Source organism: Pseudomonas plecoglossicida NBRC 103162 = DSM 15088, assembly GCF_000730665.1.
Lineage (GTDB): Bacteria > Pseudomonadota > Gammaproteobacteria > Pseudomonadales > Pseudomonadaceae > Aquipseudomonas > Aquipseudomonas plecoglossicida.
Map to the genome: position 1 here is coordinate 165031 of NZ_BBIV01000010.1, position 23883 is coordinate 188913.

Below are 23883 nucleotides of genomic sequence, written 5' to 3' on the forward strand. Positions count from 1 at the left end.
CATGCCATCCGCCATTTCCACTGACGTGCTGATCGTCGGCGCCGGGGTCGCAGGCCTTTGGCTCAATGCCCGGCTGCGTCGCCTGGGCTATTCCACCGTGCTGGTGGAACGCGCCAGCCTCGGCGGCGAGCAGACCATCAAGTCCCAGGGCATCATCCACGGTGGTACCAAGTACGCCCTGCACGGCGCGCTGACCGGCGCCTCGGAGGCCATCGCCGACATGCCGCGCCGCTGGCGCGAAGCCATCGACGGCAGTGGCGAGCTGGACCTTACCCGCACCCGCCTGCTTTCCGACGCCCACTACCTGTGGTCGCCGGGCACGCTGGCCGGCAACCTCACCAGCTTCTTCGCCAGCAAGGCCGTACGCACCCGGGTCGAACAGGTCAAGGGTGAACAACTGCCGCCAGCCCTGCAGGACCGCGCCTTCAAGGGCAAGGTGTATCGCCTGTCCGAACTGGTCATCGACGTGCCCAGCCTGCTGGCCAACCTGGCGGAACTTGCCGGTGACAGCCTGCTGGCCGGCCAGCGCATCGAGCCCCTGCGAGAAGGCGACGAACTGCTCGGCCTGCGTGTCGACGACCGTGAAATCCGCGCCCAGCGCATCGTGCTGAGTGCAGGCGCCGGCACCGAGGAGCTGCTGCACGCCCTCGGCTTGCGCCAACCGGCCATGCAAACCCGTCCCCTGCACATGGTCATGGCCAAGGGCGCCAACCTGAAACCGCTCTACGCGCACTGTCTGGGCGGCGGGCCGAAGCCGCGGGTCACGGTCACCACCCACCCGGCCGCGGACGGTCAATGGGTGTGGTACCTGGGCGGCGATCTTGCCGAAGCCGACGGGGTGGCCCGCGAACCTGCGGCGCAGATTGCCGCCGCGCAAAAGGAAATCGCCCACCTGCTGCCATGGGTCGACCAGAGCCAGGTGCGCTGGGCCACCCTGCGTGTCGACCGTGCCGAGCCCGCGCAGTCCGGCCTGGTGCGCCCGGACAACGCCTTCCTCGCCGATCAGCAACGCTTGCTGGTGGGCTGGCCGACCAAACTGGCCCTGGCACCGGACTTCAGCGACCGGGTCATCAGCCACCTGGAGCGCGACGGCGTCCGCCCGCAGGCCCAGGCTGACCTGTCCGACCTGCCACGCCCGCCGCTGGGCGTCCCGGCCTGGGAGCAACTGCTGCCATGACCCTGCCGACCCTGCACGACGTCCACCGCCCACTTGGCAGCACCGGCTTCAAGGTCTCCCCCCTGGGCCTGGGTACCGTCAAGCTCGGCCGCGACCAGGGCGTGAAGTACCCTACCGGCTTCACCATTCCCGGCGACGACGAAGCCCGCCTGCTGCTGGCGCAGGCCCGTGAGCTCGGCATCAACCTGATCGACACCGCGCCGGCCTATGGCCGCAGCGAGGAACGCCTGGGCCCGCTGCTGCGGGGCCAGCGCGACGAATGGGTGATCGTCAGCAAGGTCGGCGAGGAGTTCGAGGACGGCCTGTCGCACTTCGACTTCAGCGCCGCACATACCCGCCGCTCCGTCGAGCGCAGCTTGCAACGGCTGGAAACCGACCGTATCGAACTGGTGTTGGTGCATTCCGATGGCAACGACCTGGCGATCCTCGAGCAGCAAGAGGTCTACCAGACCCTCGCCGCGCTCAAGCAGGAAGGCAAGATCCTTGGCTACGGCCTGTCCGGCAAGACCGTGGCCGGTGGCCTGAAGGCTCTGGAGCAGGGCGATTGCGCCATGGTCACCTATAACCTCAACGAGCAGGCGGAACGCCCGGTGCTGGACTACGCTGCCGAACACGGCAAGGCGATTCTGGTGAAGAAGGCCCTGGCCAGCGGGCATATCTGCCTGGCGCCAGGGGTCGATCCGGTTCAGGCCAGCTTCGAGCTGCTGTTCTCACACCCGGGCGTGAGCAGTGCTATCGTCGGCACCATCAATCCGTTGCATCTGGCCCACAACGTGGCCACCGTCGCCCGTATCCTGGGCCAGCATTGAGTTGTCCCCACCCCTAGGGCCAGGCGACTGGACCGACGCAAGGAGGAGCCTCGTGCCGCGTACGCTGATCCGCAAGAACCCGAGCAACTTCAAGACACTGCCACTGCATGTCGAAGCCACCGCCGAAGGCCTGGTCTACCAGAGCATCGGCATGCCGTTGAACTTTGCCCAGACCCAACAGCGGCGACGGGCGATCCAGTTGCCCGACAACCAGCGCTTCGTGGTGGAACTGGCCAACCTGGGTGTTTCGGTGCGCTTGACCTTGCACTGGCAGCAGCGCGACTACTGGGTGCTGGTGCGGCAACGTCGCCAGGACCGCGGCGACGTGGTGCTCAAGCTGATTTCTGGCTACGTGCCCGCCCAGGAGCTCAACCTACCGCTGCATACCGCCGTTCAGGAAGTGGCCGAGGAATGCCTGCTGGAAACCCCGGAAGGCTGGCTGGGCGGGCGTTTCAACGACACCTGGCTGCCAGCCCCCTATGCGGCGGCCCTGCATTACCGGGAGGCATTGCCAGTCGTGCTGACGCCGCAATCGGGGGCTGCACGGCCCGTGCATTGCGGCAACCTGATGCTGCTGGAGCGGCCACGGGCCTACGTGCACCTGCCCACTGCCTCGTTGCAGCTGATCTACGACATGCGCCTGCAAGTGCCCAGGGAAGCGAAGAAGCTGAGCCTGTTCCACGTCGATGAACGCCTTGAGGGCGGTCAACTGGTGGCCCGCCTCAACCGCAAGCGACCCGACCTGTACCTGATGCCACTGCAGGACGGTCAGCCTTTGGCGGAGCTGTATACGCTGAAGAAAGACGAGCTGGTGCCGGCGAGCACCCGCGGGCTGTACCTGGCCGAGAGTTTTGCCCGGCAGAGCGGCTGGGTGGTTTCGCAAGAGCGCATTCGCTGGAAGGACTGGGTGAAGCAGCAGGGGCTGGTGGAGCGCAAGGCGGAGCCGGGTTCGCACCTGCAGCGCTTTGGTGACAAGGCGCGGGCGTTGCTGGAGCGGGCGCGCACCTCACTTCACAAGTGAACCGTCGGGGCTGCTGCGCAGCCCAATCGCCGGCGAGCCGGCGATGGGCCGCAAAGCGGCCCCATGCACATCAGTTCTTGCGGATCTTCTCGACAATCGCCGTGGTCGAGCTGTTCTCGACCAGACCCAGCACCTTCACCGTACCGCCGTAGGCGCGGACGATATCGGCACCCACCACCTGGTCGATGCCATAGTCGCCACCCTTGACCAGTACATCCGGCTTGACCTGGCTCAGCAGGTTCTCCGGGGTACCTTCCGGGAAGCTGATCACCCAGTCCACCGCACCCAGGCCAGCCAGCACGGCCATGCGCCGGTCGACACTGTTGATCGGCCGGCCCGGGCCTTTCAGGCGGCTGACCGAGGCATCGTCGTTGACCGCGACGATCAACCGATCGCCTTGTGCACGCGCCTGCTCCAGGTAAGTCACGTGCCCGGCATGCAGGATGTCGAAGCAGCCGTTGGTGAACACGATCTTCTCGTTGTGCGCACGGGCGTCATCAATGGCCAGCAGCAGTTGCTCCAGCCCCAGCACGCCACGCTCGGAACCTTCTTCGCGCTGGATTGCGCGGCGCAGCTCAGGTGCACTGATGGCCGCCGTACCCAGCTTGCCGACCACGATACCCGCAGCCAGGTTGGCCAGGGCAACCGCGTGTGGCAGGTCTTCACCGGCGGCGATGGCGGCCGCCAAGGTGGAGATGACGGTATCGCCGGCACCGGTCACATCGAACACTTCGCGGGCGCGGGCCGGCAGGTGCAGCGCCGGCTGACCGCTGCGCAGCAGGGTCATGCCATGTTCGCCACGGGTCACCAGCAGCGCCCCCAGGTCCAGGTCCTGCAGCAGTTGCAGGCCCTTGGCCACCAGCTCGGCTTCATCGGCGCAGCGGCCGACGATGGTTTCGAACTCGCTGAGGTTCGGGGTGATCAGGCTGGCGCCACGGTAGATGGAGAAATCCTTGCCCTTGGGGTCGGCCAGCACCGGGATGCCCTTGGCACGCGCCGCCTCGATCAGGCTCTGGTGATTTCTCAGTGCGCCCTTGCCGTAGTCAGACAGGACCAGCACCTTGACGCCTTCGAGCAGGCTGTCGACTTCCGCGCCAAGCGACAGCGGGTCGGTGGCGAACGGCTCTTCGAAATCGATGCGCAGCAGTTGCTGGTGACGGCTCATGACCCGCAGCTTGACGATGGTCGGCTGATGAGCGATGCGCTGGAACACCGAACGCACGCCGGCAGCCTGCAGGCTGTTGGCGAGGCTGTCGGCGGCCTCGTCCTGGCCGGTAACGCCGATCAGCGAGGCCGGTGCGCCCAGCGCGGCGATGTTCAAGGCAACGTTGGCCGCGCCGCCTGGGCGATCCTCGATCTGATCGACCTTGACCACCGGCACTGGCGCTTCCGGCGAGATACGCGAAGTACCGCCATGCCAGTAGCGGTCGAGCATGACATCGCCGACCACCAGTACCGGGGCTTGATCGAAACGCGGCATGGACAACTTCATGGGCAACCCATATGAAAATAATGAACAGGGGCAGGATATTAGCACAGGGTAGACGACGGCTTTATGGCCAGATCAAGCCCTGAAACATTCCAATGAAAATCGGGGCCGTATGGCCCCGATCAGGGAGGACTCAGGTGATATCGGCCTTGGCCGGCTCATCCAGGCCCATGGCATGCAGGCGGGCATAATGGCCATTGGCTGCCAGGAGCTCGACATGGGTGCCGCGCTCCACCAGGCGGCCCTGGTCCATGACCAGAATCTGGTCAGCCTTCTCGATGGTCGACAGGCGGTGAGCGATCACCAATGTGGTACGGCCTTGCATGACGTGGTCAAGGGCAGCCTGGATGTGGCGCTCGGACTCGGTATCCAGGGCCGAAGTCGCCTCGTCGAGAATCAGCAGAGGCGCGTTCTTCAGCAATGCCCGGGCGATCGCCAGGCGCTGGCGCTGGCCACCGGAAAGCAGTACGCCGTTCTCGCCGACTTCGGTATCGAAGCCCTTGGGCAGCTTGTCGACGAACTCCTTGGCATAGGCATCGGCCGCCGCCGCTTCGATGTCCGCACGCGGCGCGCCGGCCAGGTCGCCATAGGCGATGTTGTTGGCCACCGTGTCGTTGAACAGGGTGACATGCTGGGTCACCTGCGACACGTGCTTGCGCAGGTTGCGCAGGCGATAGTCTTCGATCTCCACGCCATCGAGCAGGATCTGCCCTTTGTTGTGGTGGTAGAAGCGTGGGATCAACGCCGCCAGGGTCGACTTGCCGCTACCGGAGCGCCCGACCAGGGCGATCATCTGCCCCGGCTCGGCGGTGAAGCTGATATCGCTCAGCACTTCGCGCTCGGTGTTCGGGTAGGTGAAGCTCAGGTTGCGCACTTCCAGACGCCCCTGCACGCGGTCTTTCTCGACCGTGCCGGTATCGACCTCGGGTTGCTCGTCCAGTTGCTCGAAGATGCTCTCGGCACCGGCCAGGCCCTTCTGGATGGTCGAGCTGACTTCCGAAAGCTGGCGAATCGGCTTGGGCAGCAGGCCCGCCGCAGTGATGTAGGCCACCAGGTCGCCGGCCGTGGATTCACCGCGCAGGAACAGCACCAGGAACATCAGCGCCGCCATGGCGGAGTAGATCACCAGCTGCAGCATCGGCGTGTACAGCGAGCCGGTCTTGGTCATGCGCAGCTGCTTGTCGGTGTTACTCTGGCTGGCGCGACTGAAGCGCTGCTCCTCGTAGGCCTCGCCGCCGAAGCTGCGGACCACGCGGTAACCCTGGATGGTCTCGGACGCGACATGGGTGACATCGCCCATGGCGACCTGGATCTTCTTGCTCTGCTTGCGGAATTTCTTGCTGGCGACGCTGACCATCACCGCGATCACCGGCAGGATGGCGACCATCACCAACGTCAGGTGCCAGTTCATCCACAGCAGGTAGGCAAACAGGAACACCACTGTCAGGCCTTCGCGGATGACCACCTTGATCGCGTCGGTCGCGGCGCCGGTGACCATGGTCACGTTGAAGGTGATGCGCGAGATCAGGTGCCCGGAGTTGTGGTTGTCGAAGTAGCGGTTGGGCAGGACCAGCAGCTTGTTGAACAACTCGACGCGCAGGTCGTGCACCAGGCACAAGGAGACCTTGGCCAGAAAGTAGTTCCCCAGGAACGACCCCAGCCCCTGCCAGGCGGCGATCAGGATGATCAGCAGCGGCACCGCCTGCAGCAGTTGCAGGTCGCGCAAGTACGGCACGTGGGGGAACAGCACCGCCTCGGGGTTGCTCAGGCCATCGACGAAATACTTGAGGATCCCGGCCAGCATCGGCTGGGTCGAGGCAAAGATCACGAAACCGACGATGCTCAGCAGGAAAATGCCGACATAGGGTTTCACGTAGCTCAGCAGCCGGAAGTAGATCTTCAGGCTGGAGGTGTGCTCCGCCGGTAGCGGTGTTTCGGCCATCATCGAGCTCGCTGTTCAGGTTGAACCGGAAATTTTACCACAGGCGTCATTTTCGGCACGCCCCCATGGCAACAACATGGCCAGACCGACCGTCAGCCAGCTGACGAACCACTCGGCACGCGGGGTCGCGGTCAGGCTGGCGGCGTCGAACTGCATGGCCATGGTGGAGTAGAGCCACAGCCCAAGCAGGATCTTGCCAAGCACGGTACGCCGGGCACGGACGATTTCGCCCAGGGTGAACAGCCAGGTCGCGACCCACAACAGCATGCCAGGCAGGCCAAGCTCCACCGCCACATGGGTGAACATGTTGTGCGAGTGGTCGAACAGCTTGCCCACCGCCTTTACGTCGTACTCAGCGCCCAAGCCCAGCCCAGTCCAGGGGTGCGTGCCAATCATCTGCAAGGCCGCCCGGAAGATTTCCGGTCGGTAAGAGGACCCACGCGAAGTGATCAGGTCAAAGGCCAGGTAAAAGGCCAGGCAGGTAACCATCACCGCCACTAGTGCAATCATCCGGCTGTGGCGGTCACGGAACCAAAGCGGCGCGAGCAGCAGGGTCACCAATAGCGACACCACCGCACCGCGGCTCTGGCTGAGTATGACGAACGCGCCCAGGCAGGCCAGCGCCAGTACCCAGACGAGCTGGGCAGGACGCTGGTGAGGCAATTGGTAGAGCAGCAACAGTAATGCCGCGCCAACGACATAGGCACCGAGAATCGGGTGGGAGATTTCACCCATGCCCTGCAGTCGACCAAGCAATGGATTACCTTGCAGGAAATAGAATTTGACGATCGAGATCAGCGCGGCAATGGCCAGCAAGCCGCCACCGATCTGCAACAAGTGGCGAATGCGCACAAGGCCCGCCTGAGCCAGCAACGGAAACGCCATTAGAAACACCAGGATATAGACCAGGCGTTTCACCTCGCGCCCGGGCTCGACCACAGTCGACCAGACAAGCGTTAGCCCCGACCACACCATCAATGACAGCAGCGCGCCCCACAGCGCCGGCTGACGGCGCAACGCTTCCATGTATACCGCACGCGCCGACCATGCAAGGACCAGGGTTGGTAGCCACAAGAACAGGATCAGGCCTTGTTGATAAATCTTGTTGCTCGGCGCCAAGGCAATCGCCGCCACGAACCAAACCAGACCCAACCCCAACCATGCCCGCGCCCAGCTTTTTTCGTACAACATCCATTCCCCCAGTCAATCAAAGACACCGTCATGGTGCTACCGCATTATTTTCGGCATTATTGCGGTCATTTTGCTCGCCAGACGACAAGGCTCAATTCATGCAATGCTCCCGGCTCAACCAGGTCGACTTCGATCAGCTGACACGTGGTGCCCAGGTTCTAGAGGCAGACAGCCATGGCGCCAAAGTCTACCTCCTTGGCGATGGTAATTTCCTCAAGGTTTTTCGTCGCAAGCGACTGATTTCATCTGCGCTGATACGCCCTTACTCCCAGCGCTTCGTCGACAATGCGGCGCGGCTTGCGCAATTGGGCATCCCTACGCTGGAGGTGATCAGCCAGCACAAGCTCGACCTGCCAGGCCGTACCGCCGTGCTCTACCGCCCGCTTCCAGGGCGCACGCTGCTGCAGATGTCTCGCGATGCCGGGTTCAGTTGGGCCACCTACCTGCCCCGCCTGGTCGAACTGATTCGCCAGTTGCACCGTAGCGGCATCTATTTCCGCTCGCTGCACCTGGGCAATGTGGTGGTAACACCTGACGAGCAACTGGGTCTGATCGACGTCGCGGACATGCGTTTCCTGCGCCCGCCCCTCTCTGCCCGCATGATTCGGCGAAATGTCCAGCACATGGTGCGTTACATCGAACGGGAGAAGCTTGGCGACCGCTTCCCCCTCGCCGACTTCGAGGCGGCCCTGCTGACGCGCTGAGCCTCAGCCGCGCAGCAGGCTCGCCGAACCATCCTGAAACGCCCGCCAGGCTGCCTCCGGTGCCAGCGCCTCGCGCTGACGGGCAGCCAGGGTCGCCGCTTCGCAGGCATCGCAACGCGCGATCGCTTCGGCCCAGGCTTCCAGGTCGGCAACCGGCAGATAGCAACCAGCCCCTTCGAGCTGCTCGTGGAACACCGGCAGATCACTGCAGATCACCGGCACGTCAGCCATCACTGCCTCCTGCACCACCAGGCCCAGCCCCTCGGCGCGCGATGGCACCAGCAACCAGTCGAATGCACAGTACAGCTGCCGCAGGTCATCGCGGTAACCGCACAAGTGCACGCGATCGGTCAGCCCCAGTGCGCCGACACGTGCCTGCAGGCCAGCGCGCATCGGGCCGTCGCCGATGATCGCCAGGTGCATGTGCGGATGCCGACCAGAACCTTTGGCGAACGCCTCGATCAAGATCTCGAACCCTTTGCTCTCCACCAACCGACCGACGGCGCCAAGCACCTGCCGGCAGGTTTGCGGCAGGCCCAGCGACTGTCGCGCCTGCTCGCGGCTCATCAAGGAGCGACGGAAGGCTTCAGGCTCGAGGGCGATACGCAGTGCCTGAACCGGCCGACCGAGATCGTGCTCCAGCGCCTGGGCAAGCGTCTGCGAAACCGCGGCAATGCTCAGGCGTTCGGCGGGCAATGCGCTCAACAGGCGAATGTCGCTGGCATGCAGGCGGGTCCGGCCATGGAACAACACCTTTGCCCGCACGTCAGGAATCTGCTGCAGCAATGGCAGGACCAGGCGGGCAACGCCGACACCGTCCAGCAGCAGCACATCGACATCGGCTTCGGCCAGCGCCTTGCGCAGGCGCAGGCGCAGCCAGGGCCGCAACAGGCGCCAAAGATGACGCCCTTTCAGCACCCGCTGCGGCATGTGCCATTCACGCGTGGAGCCCAACCCGCAGCTCAGGCCACTGCCCAGCAGCAGCCAGTTGCTGATGCAGGCATCGGCGCCGGCATGCGACAACACCTGCCGGTGAACCTGGTGAATGGACATATACGGCGAACCGCCCGCCCACATCATGTTGACGATGTTCATGGGGTTAGTGCCCCTCTCCCGCTCACGCCAGGTGGGACATCGAAGTCAGTGAACAAATAAAGATATTCCCATGCCTACCAAGGCACCCAAAAGCAGCGTCATTGCCAGCTTCACCCGATCCCTGTGGCGCCGTTTGGCCTTGCGTCGAACCTCTTCGGGCAAGGTGACGTGGCTGCCAAAGCCCGTGTGCAATACTGCATCACCTTCCAGCGTCACGGCTGTCAGATTTAACTCAGCATAGCGGCGGGACAGTGCCTTTTCACCCGAATAGGCGGCAAAAGGCGCACAGCGTTGGTAATCACTCAGGCGGCGCAAGCCCGGGTTGAGCGAAAACGCCTGCCACTCGGCTTTCTCCGAAAGCAGTGGGTAGCATGGCACCCCGGCGATGATCTGGCGATCACCCAGGTGGATGTAGGGGCTGTGGATAGCCAGGTCATGGGCGTAGCTGCGCAGCCAGACCTGCAGCAGGTCGGGGCACTCCTGCAGCACCGCCCTCGAGTCCTCCACGAACGCCTGGCGGTAGAATTGCCAGTCATCTTCGCAATGGAAGATGTAGGGCGTCCTGACCCGGCTGTAGGCCAGGTCGATGGACGGCAACTGCCCGAGCTTGGGGCGGTTGACGAATACCGTGCAATGCGGTTTCCAATGCTCGGGCACGGCACCGTGCACGGCATCGTCCCCCGAGTCTTCGGTAATGAATACCTCACGTATCGGCGCGGTGTTAAAGCGATCGAAACTCTCAAGGGTTTCCTTGAGCAGGTCGAATCGACCGCAGCTGGTCACGACAAGCGTGACGTCACTTTCTTCAGAAAAGCGCACCGGACTCCCTCCGCGTTGCGACAATCGACTTCCCGTTCCCCATCCGTGAGCACGAAAGTTCTGTTGGTTAAAAACCCAACTTCAACCGCAACCGCTGCCATGCAGACAGCGGTGGATGCGGCCTCAGTGCCGGGCGCATGTGGTCGACGATGCTACGGCCAACTTCGGCAAAACTGAAACGGGAAATTGCCAGATGGCGCCCGTTTTCCGCAATTTGCCGCGCCAGCGCAGGATCGCCGCGCAAAGTTTTCAGCTTAGCCTGCAGGGTAGGAATGCTGTCGTAGAAGACCACGTTACGCATGTCCTGCAGGCCGAGGGCGCGATTCTCCTCCTCGCCCTGGTCGAACGCCAGCAGCACACAGCCGCAGGCCATGGCTTCGAAGTTCTTGATCATGTACTCGCCCATGCCGACATCGGCACTGACGAAAAACTGGATACGGTTGAGGGTATTGCAGTAGTCCTCACCCGACTTGGTGCGGGTGACCACCAGGTTCTCGACACACCCCAGTTCGTCCAGCAGCGCCTTGCGCCCGCTATAGGCGACGCTGTTGGTACTGCCGACGAAGGCCAGTTCGATATCACGCTCGCGGCCCTGGTCGGTGAGCAGTCGTTCGTCGTAGCCCTTGGGCACGAACACGGCGTCGAAGCCCTCCTGACGCAGGCGTTCGCTGACCATGTAGCCGGAGCTGATGACCCGCGCCCACGGCAACTTGCGGTAGTGCGCGCTGAACTTGCCGGTGTACTTGCACGGGATGTAATTCTGGTAGGCATCGTGCTCGAGGATGACCAGGTTCGGCACGGTACGGATGAACGCGACCTGACGAATCTCCTGCTTGAAGCGCAGGAAGAAGACGATGCGGTCATAGCGCTCGACCTGTACTTCACGCTTGAAATAGCGGCGCAGGTTGCGCTGGTCTTCGCTGGTCAACCAGCGCAAGTCGCATTCACAGTTGGCCGCGACGCCGTCGTACAGGCGATCGAGGATGGCCCGCTGTTCCTTCTGCACCAGAAATAGGACTTTCATTGCTTTCCTTGGGCGCTCGGCGCCTTCGCGGTCAACCATGGGTTGTTACAGTTCACGGCACCAGAACAGTTCATGGCGGCGCACGGCCTTGCGGAAGAACTCGTTCTCCCCGTAAGGCGACGGGCGACGCCCGGCCAGCCAGCGCTGCAACAGGCGACGCAGGCGCCGCTTGAACGGCGCCGGGGGCTGCAGGTCGTGCATCATGCCCAGGGCCATGGCCTTGTCGCGCTGGGTCGGCAGATCCAGCACCCGCGCACATGGCGCCCACGCCTGCCCGGCCGTCATCTGCGGCGGCAAGGCCACCCCATCACCGCTATCGCCCATTGGCCAGCGATCATTGTCGTGCAAGTGATTGGCGTAGCACAGCAACGTCTGCGGCTGCCATTGCAGCCCTTGCAGGGCTTCGAGCACGGCGGCCTGGGCACAGAGATGGTCAGGGTGCGGGTCGAGCTGCGGGTGCGGCATGACCAGCACCTCAGGCCTGGCCAGCTCCAGCAACGCGCGCAGGTCAGCCAGCAGGTTGTGCCAGGTCGGCGCACCATCGCTATCGGCCGGCAGCGGGAATGGATTGAACTGGCGGAACGGGCGGATATCGGCCATGTCGGCCTCGCGCGACGCCGCCGGCACATCCGGGGCGGCCTGCATGGCGGGCAATTGCAGGCAGAAGTAGCCCAACTGCAGGCAACGCGATTCCGGCACGCCAGCCCAGCGCGGCACGGCAATGCTGTCCCAGGCGCGCAGGCGCCCCTTCAGACGGGCTGCCTCGGCTTCACCCAGACCCATCTGCCGATAGTGCTCGGCTTCGATTTCACCAGCGGTCAGGGTGATCACCCAGGCTTCGTCAGCCTGGCTGTACAAGCCGTAGGCTGCCAATTCGGCATCGTCGGCATGGGGAGCGATGACCATCACGCGACGCCGCTGCAACTCGACGCTGGGTGTTATCCACAGCCGTGGCTCGCCCAACAACCGGCAATGGCGCCCCCGCAGACTCAACGTCCCTGCCTGCAGGGGGGCGGCCAGCCCGGTCAGGTTGAGAAAGCGCACGCCGTCGACGCCACGCTCGAACGTCTGGCGATCGCCAAGCGGGTCGGCGAGCAGGTGTACACAAGGGTCGAGAAACCGCCCAAGCCACCCGCTCTTCAGCCGCACCTCGAGAATCAGGGTTTCATCACCCTGCAGCAACGCATCTGCCTTGAGCCGCCCGTCACGCCAGCTGACGGGACTTTCACGGGTCTGGTCGCCAAAGTGGTAGACGTAATCTTCATTCGGCGCATAGAACAGGTGATCGGCAAACCATGCCTCGTGGGCCGCCCATAGCAACGGCAGCAACAACAGCGGCAGCCACCACCAGGCAAAAACGCCCAGGCAAACCAGCGCGACCAGGCCTGCCAGCAGGCCCAGGCGCTTGTTGCGCCGGTGGCGCTTGAGCAACTGCTGCTTGCGACTCACGCCTGGAACACCGGTACAGGGTTGCACCAACGGTCCTTGTATTCGCGGTCGGCACGACCGAACGAGAACCGAAGTGGTTTGTTGCGCGCGCGGGCGTCCTCCCAGGCAGCCTGGGTATTGAGGAAGCTCAGCACGCTACCGGGGCTGAAGGCCTTGGTTTCGGGGTCGACGCCACCGTTGATGTATTCGACGCTGATCCACTCCGGCGCTTCGACCCGGTACACCAGCTGAATGGCGATTGGCTTGTCGTCGAGCATCAACACCGAGCCGATCAGCAGTTCGCGCAAGCGTTCGAGCACGTCGGCCATGCGCTCGGCCCCCGTCGCCGCGAAACCCCAGCGACGCTGGAACAGGTCAAGGTACATGGCTGCGATCTGGCGGGCACTGAAGTCGCTGATCGGGCGCACCACACCGCCCGCCTCTTCCAGCAAGCGCAACTCGCGGCGCTGGTTGTAGCGGAATTTCTTCGACAGGTCTTCAGGCGCCCTGGCCATGGCCAGTTGCTCTTTCTGCGCCTTGAGGCCCGTGAAACGCCCCTGGTTCAGTTCAGACAGATAGCGCCCGGCATGGCGCAAGGGTGCCGCAGCGTCGGCAGCGGCCGGCAGGAGAATCTCGGCATTGCCCAGATCGAACAGGCCCTTCTTGCCAGCGCGCTTGAGCACTTCCTTGGACAGCGCCAGATGGCGCCCCCAGGCAGGAATGGCCGCCTTCAGCACACCGGCCTGATGCCAGCCCAGGTGGCGCACGGGAATCTGCGCAAGCTCGGCGAGCTGTTCGACCACCAGCGGATGCGTCGCGACGCTGCCGCCAAAGCGCGCCCAGGCCTCGGCATAAGTGGCGGCATCGATGACCTGCCAACCGCGCTCGCGGAAGGCTTGGATATGATTGAGCATCACGCCTGATCCACCAACGCGCGAACCTGTGGCAATTGCCAGAAGGCCTCGCGCACAGCCTGATCGGAGAAGCGCTGTTGCAGGCGTTGCAACATGTGCGTGGAGCATGCCTCGCGCTGCTGCGCATCCAGTTCGGCCATGTGCTTGAGGCCCTGGGCCAGCTGCCCGGCGTCGCCGAGCGGGAACAGCATGCCCACGCCCTCGACTACCTCGCGCGCACCGCCGCATGCCGTGGCCAGCAGCGGCACGCCGGCGACCATCGCTTCGAGCAGCACCATGCCGAACGGCTCATGGTCGGAACTCAGGGCAAACACGTCGAACGCCTGGAAATAACGGCGGGCATCGGGGACCTGGCCGAGAAAATCGACCTGCCCGGCGATGCCGAGCTGCACAGCTTGGGCCTTGAGCTGGTCTTCCAGGCGCCCTTTGCCGAGGATCGCCAGGCGCGCCCCTTCAGGAAGCGTGGGCAATGCCTGGGCAAAACCTCGCAGCAGGGTGGCCTGATCCTTGTCCGGGTGCAGGCGCCCGACGTTGCCGACCACCCAGGCCTGCGCGTCCAGCCCCAAGGCCTGGCGCGCTTCGGCGCGGGGCACCAGCGCCGCTTGCAGGGCCTCGATGTCGATGCGGTTGTACAGCGTCTGGATACGTTCGGCGGGCCACTGCGGCAGGCAGCGGCGCATGTCGTCTCGTACCGCATCGGACACGCCGAGCAGGCTCAAACGTTTACCGAACAGATTGGCGAACAACCGCCGCCCCTTGCGCTGGTAGTCGCCGAAGGCATGGTGCACGCCGATCACCGGCAAGTCGGTACCCAGCAAGGCCACGTAGATCGGCTTGAACCGGTGAGCGATGCAAAAGATGAAGTTGCGCTCGGCCGCGATCCGCCGCAAGGCGCGGATGGCACCAAGCTTCAGGCCACGCACCGCCTTGGAGCTGAACTCCAGGAACAGCACCTCGTCCGACGCACAGCCGGCCGCGACCTGCGGGTCGCTGGCGCCGGTGAGAAAGACCGTGGTGACCTTGTAGCCGCTGCCCTGGAACAGGCTGGCGTACTGACGGGCGCAGTCGAGGAATGGCCCGTCATAGCCATGGCAGAACTGCAGGACGCGCGGTTCAGAGCGGCTGGTCATAGGCGGCCGCACCGTCCTTCACGACCAAGATGTCTTCCATGATCAGGTATTGCAGGTCTGAGCCGAAGAACATGTTCAGGGCATCGGTCGGCGAGCAGATCATCGGCTCGCCGCGACGGTTGAGCGAGGTGTTCAGCGACACACCGTTGCCGGTCAGGTCTTCGAGCGCCTTCATCATGTCGTAGTAGCGCGGGTTGTACTCGCGCTTGAGTACCTGGGCACGGGAGGTACCATCCTCGTGGACCACTTCGGGCACACGCGTCTTCCACTCTTCAGCCACTTCGAAGGTGAAGGTCATGAACGGCGCCGGATGATCGACCTTGATCATCTGCGGGGCGACGGTGTCGAGCATCGACGGGCAGAAAGGTCTCCAGCGCTCGCGGAACTTGATCTGGTGGTTGATGCGGTCCGCCACGCCTTCGACGCTCGGGCAGCCGATGATCGAGCGGCCACCCAGGGCGCGCGGGCCGAACTCCATGCGCCCCTGGAACCAGGCCACCGGGTTGCCGTCGACCATGATCCTGGCGATCTGCTGCGGCATGTTGTCGAGCTTGCGCCACTTCGGCTGGTTCGGGTGACGGGCGCAGGCGGCGATCACGTCCTCGTTGGAGTACGACGGGCCGAGGTAGACGTGCTCCATCTTCTCGACCGGTACGCCACGGGCGTGGGACACATAGGCGGCGGCACCGACAGCGGTACCGGCGTCGCCGGAGGCCGGCTGGACGAACAGCTCCTTCACATCGGAACGGGCGATGATCTTCTGGTTGAGCTTGACGTTCAGCGCGCAGCCGCCAGCGAACGCCAGCTTGCCGGTTTCACGCAGGGTGTCGCCCAGGTAGTGGTCGATCATCTGCAGGGCCAGCTTCTCGAACAGTGCCTGCATGCTGGCCGCATAGTGAATGTAAGGCTCGTCGGCGATATCGCCTTCGCGCTTGGGGCCCAGCCATTCGATCAGCTTCGGCGAGAAGTAGAAGCCCTTGCCCTTCTCTTTATAGCGGCGCAGGCCGATCACGTTGGCGTACTCGGTGTTGATCACCAACTCGCCGTTCTCGAAACTGGCCAGGCGCGAGAAATCATACTTGCTGGCATCGCCGTAAGGCGCCATGCCCATGACCTTGAACTCGCCGTCGAGCATCTCGAAACCGAGGAATTCGGTGATCGCGCCATACAGGCCGCCCAACGAATCCGGGTCGAAGAACTCCTTGATCTTGTGGATCTTGCCGTTCTCGCCGTAGCCGAAGAAGGTCGTGGCGTACTCGCCCTTGCCGTCGATGCCGAGGATCGCGGTCTTCTCCTTGAAGCCGGAGCAGTGATACGCGCTGGAAGCGTGGGCCAGGTGGTGCTCGACCGGCTCGATCTTGACCTTTTTCGGGTCGAAGCCGAGTTGCTCCAGGCACCAGACGATCTTCTTGCGGTAGCGCTTGTAGCGACGGTTGCCCATCAGGATGGCGTCGAGGGCGCGATCCGGGGCGTACCAGTAGCGCTTGGCGTAGTGCCAGCGGGCTTTGCCGAACAGGCTGATCGGCGCGAACGGGATGGCGACCACGTCGACATCGGACGGTTTGATGCCTGCCTGCTCCAGGCAGAACTTCGCCGACTCGTAGGGCATGCGGTTCTTCGCATGCTTGTCACGCACGAAGCGCTCTTCTTCGGCGGCGGCAATCAGCTTGCCGTCGATGTACAGGGCCGCGGAAGGGTCATGGCTAAGGGCGCCGGACAGGCCAAGAATCGTCAATGCCAAGGGTTTAGCCTCTTCATTCGGTAGAGATGCGCCAGCGGCCTCGTGGGCGGGTGGCGGCTAAAGGGCGAGATTATAACGCAAACAATTCCAACTGACCCTATCGCCGGCAAGCCGGCTCCCACAGGGACAGCGCCGCACCTGTAGGAGCTGGCTTGCCGGCGATAGGGCCAGTGCAGGCAACCGCTTACTCAGCGATCAGCCAGTCCATCCGGTAGCTGCCCGCCGTCTGCGCCAGCTCCTTGGCCAGCCACGGCAGCAGCTCCTTGAGCTCATCCTCCAGCCCCCATGGCGGGTTGGCGATGGCCAGGCCCGAGCCATTGAGGCCCTGCGGGCTGTCCTGGTGATGCACATAGAGCTCCACACGCAGCAGCTTGGGTGCGCCGGTGCTGGTCAGGTCCTGGTAGAAACGGGTCAGCGAGCGCTGATCCTTGATCGGGTACCAGATGGCCGCGACGGTCTGGCGCATGCGACCGATCGCCTCTTTCATCGACGTGGTGCAGCGCTTGAGCTCATCGGCCTGCTCGAAGGGTGGGTCGATCAGCATGATCGCGCGCTTTTCCGGCACCGGCAGCAGCGCCCGCGGCACGTGCCAACCCTCGCCCAGATGGACCACGACGCGTGGGTCCTTCTTCATGTTTTCCTTGAGCAGCGGGCCGTCTTCAGGGTGCTTTTCGTTCAGCAGCGCACGGTCCTGCTGACGCATCAGGCGACGGGCCAGCTCGGGCGAGCCCGGGTAGTAGCGCAGCTCGCCATCGGCATTGAGGCGCTTGATGATACGCAGGTAGTCGGCGGCCATCGCCGGCAGGTCATCACGGTTCCACAGGCGCGCGACACCTTCGAGGTATTCACCGGTACGGGTCGCCTGATCGCCTTGCAGATCGTACAGACCGAGGCCGGCGTGGGTGTCGATATAGGCGAACGGCTGCTCCTTGCGCGACATCAGGGCGATGAGGCGGGTCAGCACGATGTGCTTGAGGACGTCGGCGTGGTTGCCGGCGTGGAAGGCGTGACGATAGTTCATGGCAACTCCTGCGGGGGCAGCAAGTTTACCTTGTCACGAAGACGGCGTCAGGTACGGCAGTCGACAGTCATGGCACGGGACCAATTCCAGGTCCCTTGATCCACCCGACACCTTGACACTCATGCCTCCATTCAAGCAGGAGCACATGCAATGAAAGCTTCCATCCAGCTGGACAAGAACGGAACGACAGCCAGGCTTCACGGAACCCTGGGCATCATCAACATTCCTTACAGTGCCGTTCTGGAACTGACCAGGCCAACCGGCAAGACCGATGAACTGGTAGTGCCTTCCTCTGGCAATGAAACCTGGGAAGTCACCCTGGAAGACTGCGCCCCGGGGAACTATGACGCCCTGATCCGCCCAAGGGAAGACAAGGCGTTCGAAGCGACCCGCCTGAAGTTCGGGATCACGCTGTAACCCCGGCATACGGCCGGCGGCAGACCCTGCCGCCGGCTCGCAAGGCATCACTTGTCGGCGTGATACGCCGCATCAGCCGTTTCGAAGCGCTGCACCATCGCTTGCGACGGGCTGCCCAGCTTGCTCACCACCACGATAGCGATACTGGCGAACAGGAAGCCCGGGATGATTTCGTACAGCCCGAGGGTGTCGAAGTTCTTCCACAGGATCACCGTCAGCGCACCCACCACGATACCGGCCAGCGCGCCGTTGCGGGTCATGCCCTTCCACAGCACCGAAATCAGCACCACCGGACCGAAGGCGGCACCGAAGCCGGCCCAGGCGTAGGCCACCAGGCCCAGCACGCGGTTTTCCGGGTTGGCAGCCATGGCGATGGCGATCAGGGCCACGGCCAGCACCATCAGGCGACCGACCCAGACCAGCTCGCCCTGGGAGGCGTTCTTGCGCAGGAACGACTTGTAGAAGTCTTCTGTCAGCGCACTGGAGCACACCAGCAGCTGGCAGCTCAGGGTGCTCATCACCGCCGCCAGGATGGCCGACAGCAGCACACCGGCAACCCACGGGTTGAACAGGATTTTTGCCAGCTCGATGAACACACGCTCGTGGTTCTCGGTGACCGGGCCCGCCAGCTCAGGGTGCGCCGAGAAGTAGGCGATACCGAAGAAGCCCACGGCACAGGTACCGGCCAGGCACAGGATCATCCAGGTCATGGAGATGCGACGAGCATTGGCGATCGACTTCACCGAGTCGGCGGCCATGAAACGCGCCAGGATGTGCGGCTGACCGAAGTAGCCCAGGCCCCAACCCATCAACGAGATGATGCCGATGAAGGTCGCACCCTTGAACATGTCGAAGTAGGCAGGGTTCTGCGCTTCGATGGCCAGGAAGGTGGTGTCGAAACCGCCGGTGGAGATCAGCACGATGATCGGCGTGAGGATCAGCGCGAAGATCATCAGCGAGGCCTGCACGGTGTCGGTCCAGCTGACCGCCAGGAAACCACCGACGAAGGTGTAGGCGATGGTCGCCGCAGCGCCTGCCCACAGTGCGGTCTCGTATGGCATGCCGAAGGTGCTCTCGAACAGACGGGCACCGGCAACGATGCCGGAAGCGCAATAAATGGTGAAGAACACCAGGATGACGATGGCCGAGATGATCCGCAGCAGACCGCTGGTGTCTTCGAAGCGGCTGGAGAAGTAGTCCGGCAGGGTCAGCGCATCGCCATTGTGCTCGGTCTGCACGCGCAGGCGGCCGGCGACGAACAGCCAGTTGAGATAGGCACCGACCGTCAGGCCGATGGCGATCCAGGCTTCGGACAGGCCAGAGAAGTAGATGGCGCCCGGCAGGCCCATCAGCAGCCAGCCACTCATGTCGGAAGCACCGGCGGAAAGCGCGGTGACTACGCTACCCAGGCTGCGTCCGCCCAGGATGTAGTCGGAAAGGTTGTTGGTGGAGCGATAGGCGGCGAAGCCGATCAGCACCATTGCCGCGATGTAGATCACGAAAGTGATCGTTAGTGGATTGCCCATGCGTGTGCCCTGGCGTTTGTTTTTATCTCATGCGCACCCGTAGCGAGACGGTTGCACCCAGGCGGCGAATCCTATGCAACAACGCAAAGAAGGTGCAACCATTTTTCATTTGCAAGTTGCACCCGGCCGTGCTTTTTCAGAAATAATACTTTTTTTGCTTCTTTTTGGAGCAAAGGGGGCCACTTTCATAAGAAAACGCACTGAAAAAGTACGGATTTGCCCTGTACGAAATATCGCCAGACGAGTTGCACCTTTTGCAGATAAAAATCGGGTTGCACCTGGTTGCACCCGAATTGTCCTACAGATACTCTTGACGCCAGCTTAGGCCACGCCCGTGGCAACAATGAGGATAAGAAATGGCGACGACCACCCTTGGGGTCAAACTTGACGACCCGACCCGTGAGCGACTCAAGGCCGCTGCGCAGTCCATCGACCGCACGCCGCACTGGTTGATCAAGCAAGCGATCTTCAACTACCTGGAGAAGCTCGAGGGTGGTGCCACCCTGACCGAACTCAACGGTCATGCCAGCAGCGTCGCCGAAGAGGCTGGTGAAGTGCAGCCGGACCACAGCCACCCGTGCTTCCTGGAATTTGCCGAAAGCATCCTGCCGCAGTCGGTGCTGCGTTCGTCCATCACCGCCGCCTACCGCCGCCCCGAGCAGGAAGTGGTGCCGATGCTGCTGGAGCAGGCGCGCCTGAGCGCACCGCTGGCAGAGGCCACCAACAAGATGGCCGCGGGCCTCGCCGAAAAACTGCGTAACCAGAAGAGCGCCGGTGGCCGTGCCGGTATCGTTCAGGGCCTGCTGCAGGAATTCTCGCTGTCGTCCCAGGAAGGCGTCGCCCTGATGTGCCTGGCCGAAGCCCTGCTGCGCATCCCCGACAAAGGCACCCGTGATGCCCTGATCCGCGACAAGATCAGCACCGGCAACTGGCAGCCGCACCTGGGCAACAGCCCATCGCTGTTCGTCAACGCCGCCACCTGGGGCCTGCTGCTGACCGGCAAGCTGGTCTCCACGCACAACGAATCCGGCCTCACCTCCTCGCTCACCCGCATCATCGGCAAGAGCGGCGAGCCGATGATCCGCAAGGGCGTCGACATGGCCATGCGCCTGATGGGCGAGCAGTTCGTCACCGGCGAAACCATCGCCGAAGCCCTGGCCAATGCCAGCCGCTTCGAATCCAAGGGTTTCCGCTATTCCTACGACATGCTCGGCGAAGCCGCACTGACCGAGCACGACGCACAGAAATACCTGGCCTCCTACGAGCAGGCGATCCACTCGATCGGCAAGGCCTCCCACGGCCGCGGCATCTATGAAGGCCCGGGCATCTCGATCAAGCTGTCGGCCCTGCACCCGCGCTACAGCCGCGCCCAGTACGAGCGCGTGATGGAAGAGCTGTACCCGCGCCTGCTGTCGCTGACCCTGCTGGCCAAGCAGTACGACATCGGCCTGAACATCGACGCCGAAGAAGCCGACCGCCTGGAGCTGTCCCTCGATCTGCTCGAGCGCCTGTGCTTCGAACCGTCGCTGGCCGGCTGGAACGGTATCGGCTTCGTCATCCAGGCCTACCAGAAGCGTTGCCCGTATGTGATCGACTACGTCATCGACCTGGCCAAGCGCAGCCGCCACCGCCTGATGATCCGCCTGGTGAAGGGCGCCTACTGGGACAGCGAGATCAAGCGCGCCCAGGTCGAAGGCCTGGAAGGCTATCCGGTCTATACCCGCAAGGTGTACACCGACGTTTCCTACGTCGCCTGTGCACGCAAACTGCTGGCGGTACCAGAAGCCATCTACCCGCAGTTCGCCACGCACAACGCCCACACACTGTCGGCCATCTACCACATTGCCGGCCAGAACTATTACCCAGGCCAGTACGAGTTCCAATGCCTGCACGGCATGGGTGAGCCGCTGTACGAACAAGTCGTGGGCAAGGTCTCCGAAGGCAAGCTGAACCGCCCGTGCCGCGTGTACGCACCGGTCGGCACCCACGAAACCCTGCTGGCCTACCTGGTCCGCCGCCTGCTGGAAAACGGCGCCAACACCTCGTTCGTCAACCGTATCGCCGACCACTCGATTTCCATCCAGGAACTGGTCGCCGACCCGGTCGTCAGCATCGAGCGCATGGGCACCCAGGAAGGCAGCATCGGCCTGCCGCACCCGCGCATCCCTCTGCCGCGCGACCTGTACGGCAGCGAGCGGGCCAACTCGGCCGGTATCGACATGGCCAACGAACACCGCCTGGCGTCGCTGTCCTGCGCCATGCTGGCCACCGCCCACAATGACTGGAAAGCCGCCCCGCTGCTGGCCTGCGCCGCCAGCGAAGCCGCCGCCGCCCCGGTACTTAACCCGGCCGACCATCGCGATGTGGTGGGCCACGTTCAGGAAGCCACTGTCGCCGACGTCGACAACGCCATCCAGTGCGCGCTGAATGCCGCCCCGATCTGGCAGGCCACCCCGCCAGCCGAGCGCGCCGCCATTCTGGAGCGCACCGCCGACCTGATGGAAGCCGAAATCCAGCCGCTGATGGGCCTGCTCATCCGCGAAGCCGGCAAAACCTTCGCCAACGCCATCGCCGAAGTGCGCGAGGCCGTCGACTTCCTGCGTTACTACGCGGTGCAGGCACGCAACGACTTCAGCAACGACGCCCACCGCCCGCTGGGCCCGGTGGTGTGCATCAGCCCGTGGAACTTCCCGCTGGCGATCTTCACCGGCCAGGTGGCCGCTGCCCTGGCCGCCGCCAACCCGGTATTGGCCAAGCCGGCCGAGCAGACCCCGCTGATCGCCGCCCAGGCCGTGCGCCTGCTGCTCGAAGCGGGCATCCCGGAAGGCGTCCTGCAATTGCTGCCAGGCCGCGGCGAAACCGTCGGTGCCGGCCTTGTCGGCGACGAGCGCGTGAAGGGTGTGATGTTCACCGGTTCCACCGAAGTGGCCCGCCTGCTGCAGCGCAATGTCGCCGGCCGCCTGGACAACCAGGGCCGCCCGATCCCGCTGATCGCCGAAACCGGCGGCCAGAACGCGATGATCGTCGACTCCTCGGCGCTGACCGAGCAGGTGGTGATCGACGTGGTGTCCTCGGCCTTCGACAGTGCCGGCCAGCGTTGCTCTGCCCTGCGCGTGCTGTGCCTGCAGGAAGACTCGGCCGACCGCGTGATCGAAATGCTCAAGGGTGCCATGGCCGAAAGCCGCCTGGGCAACCCGGACCGCCTGGCCGTGGACATCGGCCCGGTGATCGACGCCGAAGCCAAGGCCGGCATCGAGAAGCACATCCAGGGCATGCGCGAGAAAGGCCGCTCGGTCTATCAGGTGGCCATCGCCGATGCTGCCGAGGTCAAGCGCGGCACCTTCGTCATGCCGACCCTGATCGAGCTGGACAGCTTCGACGAACTCAAGCGCGAGATCTTCGGCCCGGTACTGCACGTGGTGCGTTACAACCGCCGCAACCTCGACCAGTTGATCGAGCAGATCAACAACTCCGGCTACGGCCTGACCCTCGGCGTGCACACCCGCATCGACGAGACCATCGCCAAGGTGGTGGAGCATGCCAACGCCGGCAACATGTACGTCAACCGCAACATCGTCGGTGCGGTGGTGGGCGTGCAGCCGTTCGGCGGTGAAGGCCTGTCTGGCACCGGCCCGAAAGCCGGCGGTCCGCTGTACCTGTACCGCCTGCTGTCGACCCGTCCGGCCGACGCGATTGGCCGTCACTTCCAGCATCAGGACGGCGAAGGCAAGCCGGACCGCACCCTGCACGAGCAACTGGTCAAGCCGCTGCATGGCCTGAAGGCCTGGGCCGAGAGCAACCAGCTGGCCGACCTGGCCGCGCTGTGCAGCCAGTTCGCCAGCCAATCGCAAAGCGGCATCGCCCGACTGCTGCCAGGCCCGACCGGTGAGCGCAACAGCTACACCATCCTGCCGCGCGAGCACGTGCTGTGCCTGGCCGACAACGAGGCTGACCTGCTGGCGCAGTTCGCAGCCGTGCTGGCCGTCGGCAGCTCGGCGGTGTGGGCCGATGCAGAGCCGGGCAAAGCCCTGCGCGCTCGCCTGCCGAAGGAGCTGCAGGCCAAGGTCAAGCTGGTGGCGGACTGGAACAAGGATGAAGTGGCGTTTGACGCCGTGATCCACCATGGCGACTCGGACCAGCTGCGCGGCGTTTGCCAACAGGTGGCCAAGCGAGCCGGGGCGATCGTTGGCGTGCACGGGCTGTCCAGCGGGGATCACCAGATTGCCCTGGAGCGGTTGGTGATCGAGCGGGCGGTGAGCGTGAATACCGCTGCGGCGGGGGGGAACGCCAGCCTGATGACCATTGGCTGAGGCTGAGGGTTGTTGAAGAAGGAGGAGAGCTTAGGCTCTCCTTTTTTTGTGTGGGATGCGGGCGCTTGTCTTGGGTATTGCAGCGCCGGTGAGATCGAGCGCCGCCCGCGCGGCGCATCGCGAGC

At 64.0% G+C, this 23883-nt stretch carries 18 protein-coding genes; 6 read left to right on the forward strand and 12 right to left on the reverse strand.

Annotation, left to right across the window (positions count from 1 at the left end; translation table 11 throughout):
- The first annotated feature begins 1 nt into the window (after position 1).
- Genes PPL01S_RS07985 through PPL01S_RS07995 form a run of 3 tightly spaced genes read left to right on the forward strand, consistent with a single transcriptional unit; the run spans position 2 to position 3007 of the window.
- Positions 2–1177, forward strand: a complete 1176-nt coding sequence (locus PPL01S_RS07985; protein ID WP_016395278.1) for an NAD(P)/FAD-dependent oxidoreductase — start codon at positions 2–4, stop codon at positions 1175–1177.
- The gene (locus PPL01S_RS07990; protein ID WP_016395279.1) at positions 1174–1986 is read left to right on the forward strand and encodes an aldo/keto reductase; all 813 of its coding nucleotides are present in this window, start codon (positions 1174–1176) and stop codon (positions 1984–1986) included. Before PPL01S_RS07985 ends, PPL01S_RS07990 begins: the two co-directional genes overlap by 4 nt.
- A gap of 52 nt (positions 1987–2038) precedes the next feature.
- A complete protein-coding gene (locus PPL01S_RS07995; RefSeq protein ID WP_028625483.1) occupies positions 2039–3007 on the forward strand; it encodes a hypothetical protein in 969 nt (322 codons plus the stop codon).
- A 70-nt stretch (positions 3008–3077) separates the two neighbouring features.
- Here PPL01S_RS07995 and hldE read toward each other — a convergent pair whose 3' ends face one another.
- The 3 genes from hldE to PPL01S_RS08010 form a co-directional block, all read right to left on the reverse strand.
- On the reverse strand, positions 3078–4499 hold the full coding sequence (gene hldE, locus PPL01S_RS08000) for a bifunctional D-glycero-beta-D-manno-heptose-7-phosphate kinase/D-glycero-beta-D-manno-heptose 1-phosphate adenylyltransferase HldE (RefSeq protein ID WP_016395281.1): 1422 nt from the start codon (positions 4497–4499) through the stop codon (positions 3078–3080).
- 130 nt (positions 4500–4629) lie between these two features.
- Positions 4630–6438 (reverse strand): lipid A export permease/ATP-binding protein MsbA, encoded by a 1809-nt coding sequence (msbA, locus tag PPL01S_RS08005; protein WP_016395282.1) that lies wholly within the window; start codon positions 6436–6438, stop codon positions 4630–4632.
- A gap of 15 nt (positions 6439–6453) precedes the next feature.
- Entirely contained in the window at positions 6454–7629 is a 1176-nt protein-coding gene (locus PPL01S_RS08010; protein WP_016395283.1) for an O-antigen ligase family protein, read from the reverse strand.
- Positions 7630–7727: 98 nt separating this feature from the next.
- On the opposite strand from PPL01S_RS08010, the gene PPL01S_RS08015 reads away from it, so the two are divergent.
- Positions 7728–8333 carry a BUD32 family EKC/KEOPS complex subunit gene (locus tag PPL01S_RS08015; RefSeq protein ID WP_016395284.1) on the forward strand — a complete coding sequence of 202 codons (606 nt, stop codon included), beginning with the start codon at positions 7728–7730 and terminating at the stop codon, positions 8331–8333.
- A gap of 3 nt (positions 8334–8336) precedes the next feature.
- Here the strand turns inward: PPL01S_RS08015 and PPL01S_RS08020 are convergent, their stop codons facing one another.
- The 8 genes from PPL01S_RS08020 to PPL01S_RS08055 all read right to left on the reverse strand — a co-directional run bounded on the left by PPL01S_RS08020 (position 8337) and on the right by PPL01S_RS08055 (position 17505).
- Entirely contained in the window at positions 8337–9428 is a 1092-nt protein-coding gene (locus tag PPL01S_RS08020) for a glycosyltransferase (RefSeq protein ID WP_016395285.1), read from the reverse strand.
- Positions 9429–9473: 45 nt separating this feature from the next.
- On the reverse strand, positions 9474–10247 hold the full coding sequence (locus PPL01S_RS08025) for a glycosyltransferase family 2 protein (RefSeq protein ID WP_016395286.1): 774 nt from the start codon (positions 10245–10247) through the stop codon (positions 9474–9476).
- Between the two features lie 67 nt (positions 10248–10314).
- Positions 10315–11271, reverse strand: coding sequence for a glycosyltransferase family protein (locus tag PPL01S_RS08030; protein ID WP_016395287.1), 957 nt, complete (start codon positions 11269–11271; stop codon positions 10315–10317).
- A 45-nt stretch (positions 11272–11316) separates the two neighbouring features.
- A complete protein-coding gene (locus PPL01S_RS08035; RefSeq protein WP_028625482.1) occupies positions 11317–12720 on the reverse strand; it encodes a PIG-L deacetylase family protein in 1404 nt (467 codons plus the stop codon).
- Complete coding sequence (locus PPL01S_RS08040; protein WP_016395289.1) at positions 12717–13613, reverse strand: antimicrobial resistance protein Mig-14; 897 nt, start codon at positions 13611–13613, stop codon at positions 12717–12719. The genes PPL01S_RS08035 and PPL01S_RS08040 overlap by 4 nt, the downstream gene beginning before the upstream one ends.
- On the reverse strand, positions 13613–14743 hold the full coding sequence (locus PPL01S_RS08045) for a glycosyltransferase (RefSeq protein WP_016395290.1): 1131 nt from the start codon (positions 14741–14743) through the stop codon (positions 13613–13615). Before PPL01S_RS08045 ends, PPL01S_RS08040 begins: the two co-directional genes overlap by 1 nt.
- Positions 14727–16484, reverse strand: a complete 1758-nt coding sequence (locus PPL01S_RS08050; RefSeq protein ID WP_016395291.1) for a carbamoyltransferase family protein — start codon at positions 16482–16484, stop codon at positions 14727–14729. The genes PPL01S_RS08045 and PPL01S_RS08050 overlap by 17 nt, the downstream gene beginning before the upstream one ends.
- 184 nt (positions 16485–16668) lie before the next feature.
- Entirely contained in the window at positions 16669–17505 is an 837-nt protein-coding gene (locus PPL01S_RS08055) for a 23S rRNA (adenine(2030)-N(6))-methyltransferase RlmJ (protein WP_016395292.1), read from the reverse strand.
- Between the two features lie 150 nt (positions 17506–17655).
- On the opposite strand from PPL01S_RS08055, the gene PPL01S_RS08060 reads away from it, so the two are divergent.
- Positions 17656–17922, forward strand: coding sequence for a hypothetical protein (locus PPL01S_RS08060; protein ID WP_016395293.1), 267 nt, complete (start codon positions 17656–17658; stop codon positions 17920–17922).
- 47 nt (positions 17923–17969) lie between these two features.
- Here PPL01S_RS08060 and putP read toward each other — a convergent pair whose 3' ends face one another.
- The gene (gene putP, locus PPL01S_RS08065) at positions 17970–19448 is read right to left on the reverse strand and encodes a sodium/proline symporter PutP (protein WP_028625481.1); all 1479 of its coding nucleotides are present in this window, start codon (positions 19446–19448) and stop codon (positions 17970–17972) included.
- Positions 19449–19804: 356 nt separating this feature from the next.
- Between putP and putA the strand changes: the two genes are divergently transcribed.
- On the forward strand, positions 19805–23758 hold the full coding sequence (putA, locus tag PPL01S_RS08070; RefSeq protein WP_028625480.1) for a trifunctional transcriptional regulator/proline dehydrogenase/L-glutamate gamma-semialdehyde dehydrogenase: 3954 nt from the start codon (positions 19805–19807) through the stop codon (positions 23756–23758).
- Positions 23759–23883: the final 125 nt, after the last annotated feature.

What these genes read in the sequence shown, in the direction of transcription:
- PPL01S_RS07985 (WP_016395278.1), top strand. Translation starts at nt 2, where the DNA reads ATGCCATCCGCCATTTCCACTGACGTGCTGATCGTCGGCGCCGGGGTC.
- PPL01S_RS07990 (WP_016395279.1), top strand. Translation starts at nt 1,174, where the DNA reads ATGACCCTGCCGACCCTGCACGACGTCCACCGCCCACTTGGCAGCACC.
- hldE (WP_016395281.1), bottom strand. Translation starts at nt 4,499, where the DNA reads ATGAAGTTGTCCATGCCGCGTTTCGATCAAGCCCCGGTACTGGTGGTC.
- msbA (WP_016395282.1), bottom strand. Translation starts at nt 6,438, where the DNA reads ATGGCCGAAACACCGCTACCGGCGGAGCACACCTCCAGCCTGAAGATC.
- PPL01S_RS08010 (WP_016395283.1), bottom strand. Translation starts at nt 7,629, where the DNA reads ATGTTGTACGAAAAAAGCTGGGCGCGGGCATGGTTGGGGTTGGGTCTG.
- PPL01S_RS08015 (WP_016395284.1), top strand. Translation starts at nt 7,728, where the DNA reads ATGCAATGCTCCCGGCTCAACCAGGTCGACTTCGATCAGCTGACACGT.
- PPL01S_RS08020 (WP_016395285.1), bottom strand. Translation starts at nt 9,428, where the DNA reads ATGAACATCGTCAACATGATGTGGGCGGGCGGTTCGCCGTATATGTCC.
- PPL01S_RS08030 (WP_016395287.1), bottom strand. Translation starts at nt 11,271, where the DNA reads ATGAAAGTCCTATTTCTGGTGCAGAAGGAACAGCGGGCCATCCTCGAT.
- PPL01S_RS08040 (WP_016395289.1), bottom strand. Translation starts at nt 13,613, where the DNA reads ATGCTCAATCATATCCAAGCCTTCCGCGAGCGCGGTTGGCAGGTCATC.
- PPL01S_RS08045 (WP_016395290.1), bottom strand. Translation starts at nt 14,743, where the DNA reads ATGACCAGCCGCTCTGAACCGCGCGTCCTGCAGTTCTGCCATGGCTAT.
- PPL01S_RS08055 (WP_016395292.1), bottom strand. Translation starts at nt 17,505, where the DNA reads ATGAACTATCGTCACGCCTTCCACGCCGGCAACCACGCCGACGTCCTC.
- PPL01S_RS08060 (WP_016395293.1), top strand. Translation starts at nt 17,656, where the DNA reads ATGAAAGCTTCCATCCAGCTGGACAAGAACGGAACGACAGCCAGGCTT.
- putP (WP_028625481.1), bottom strand. Translation starts at nt 19,448, where the DNA reads ATGGGCAATCCACTAACGATCACTTTCGTGATCTACATCGCGGCAATG.
- putA (WP_028625480.1), top strand. Translation starts at nt 19,805, where the DNA reads ATGGCGACGACCACCCTTGGGGTCAAACTTGACGACCCGACCCGTGAG.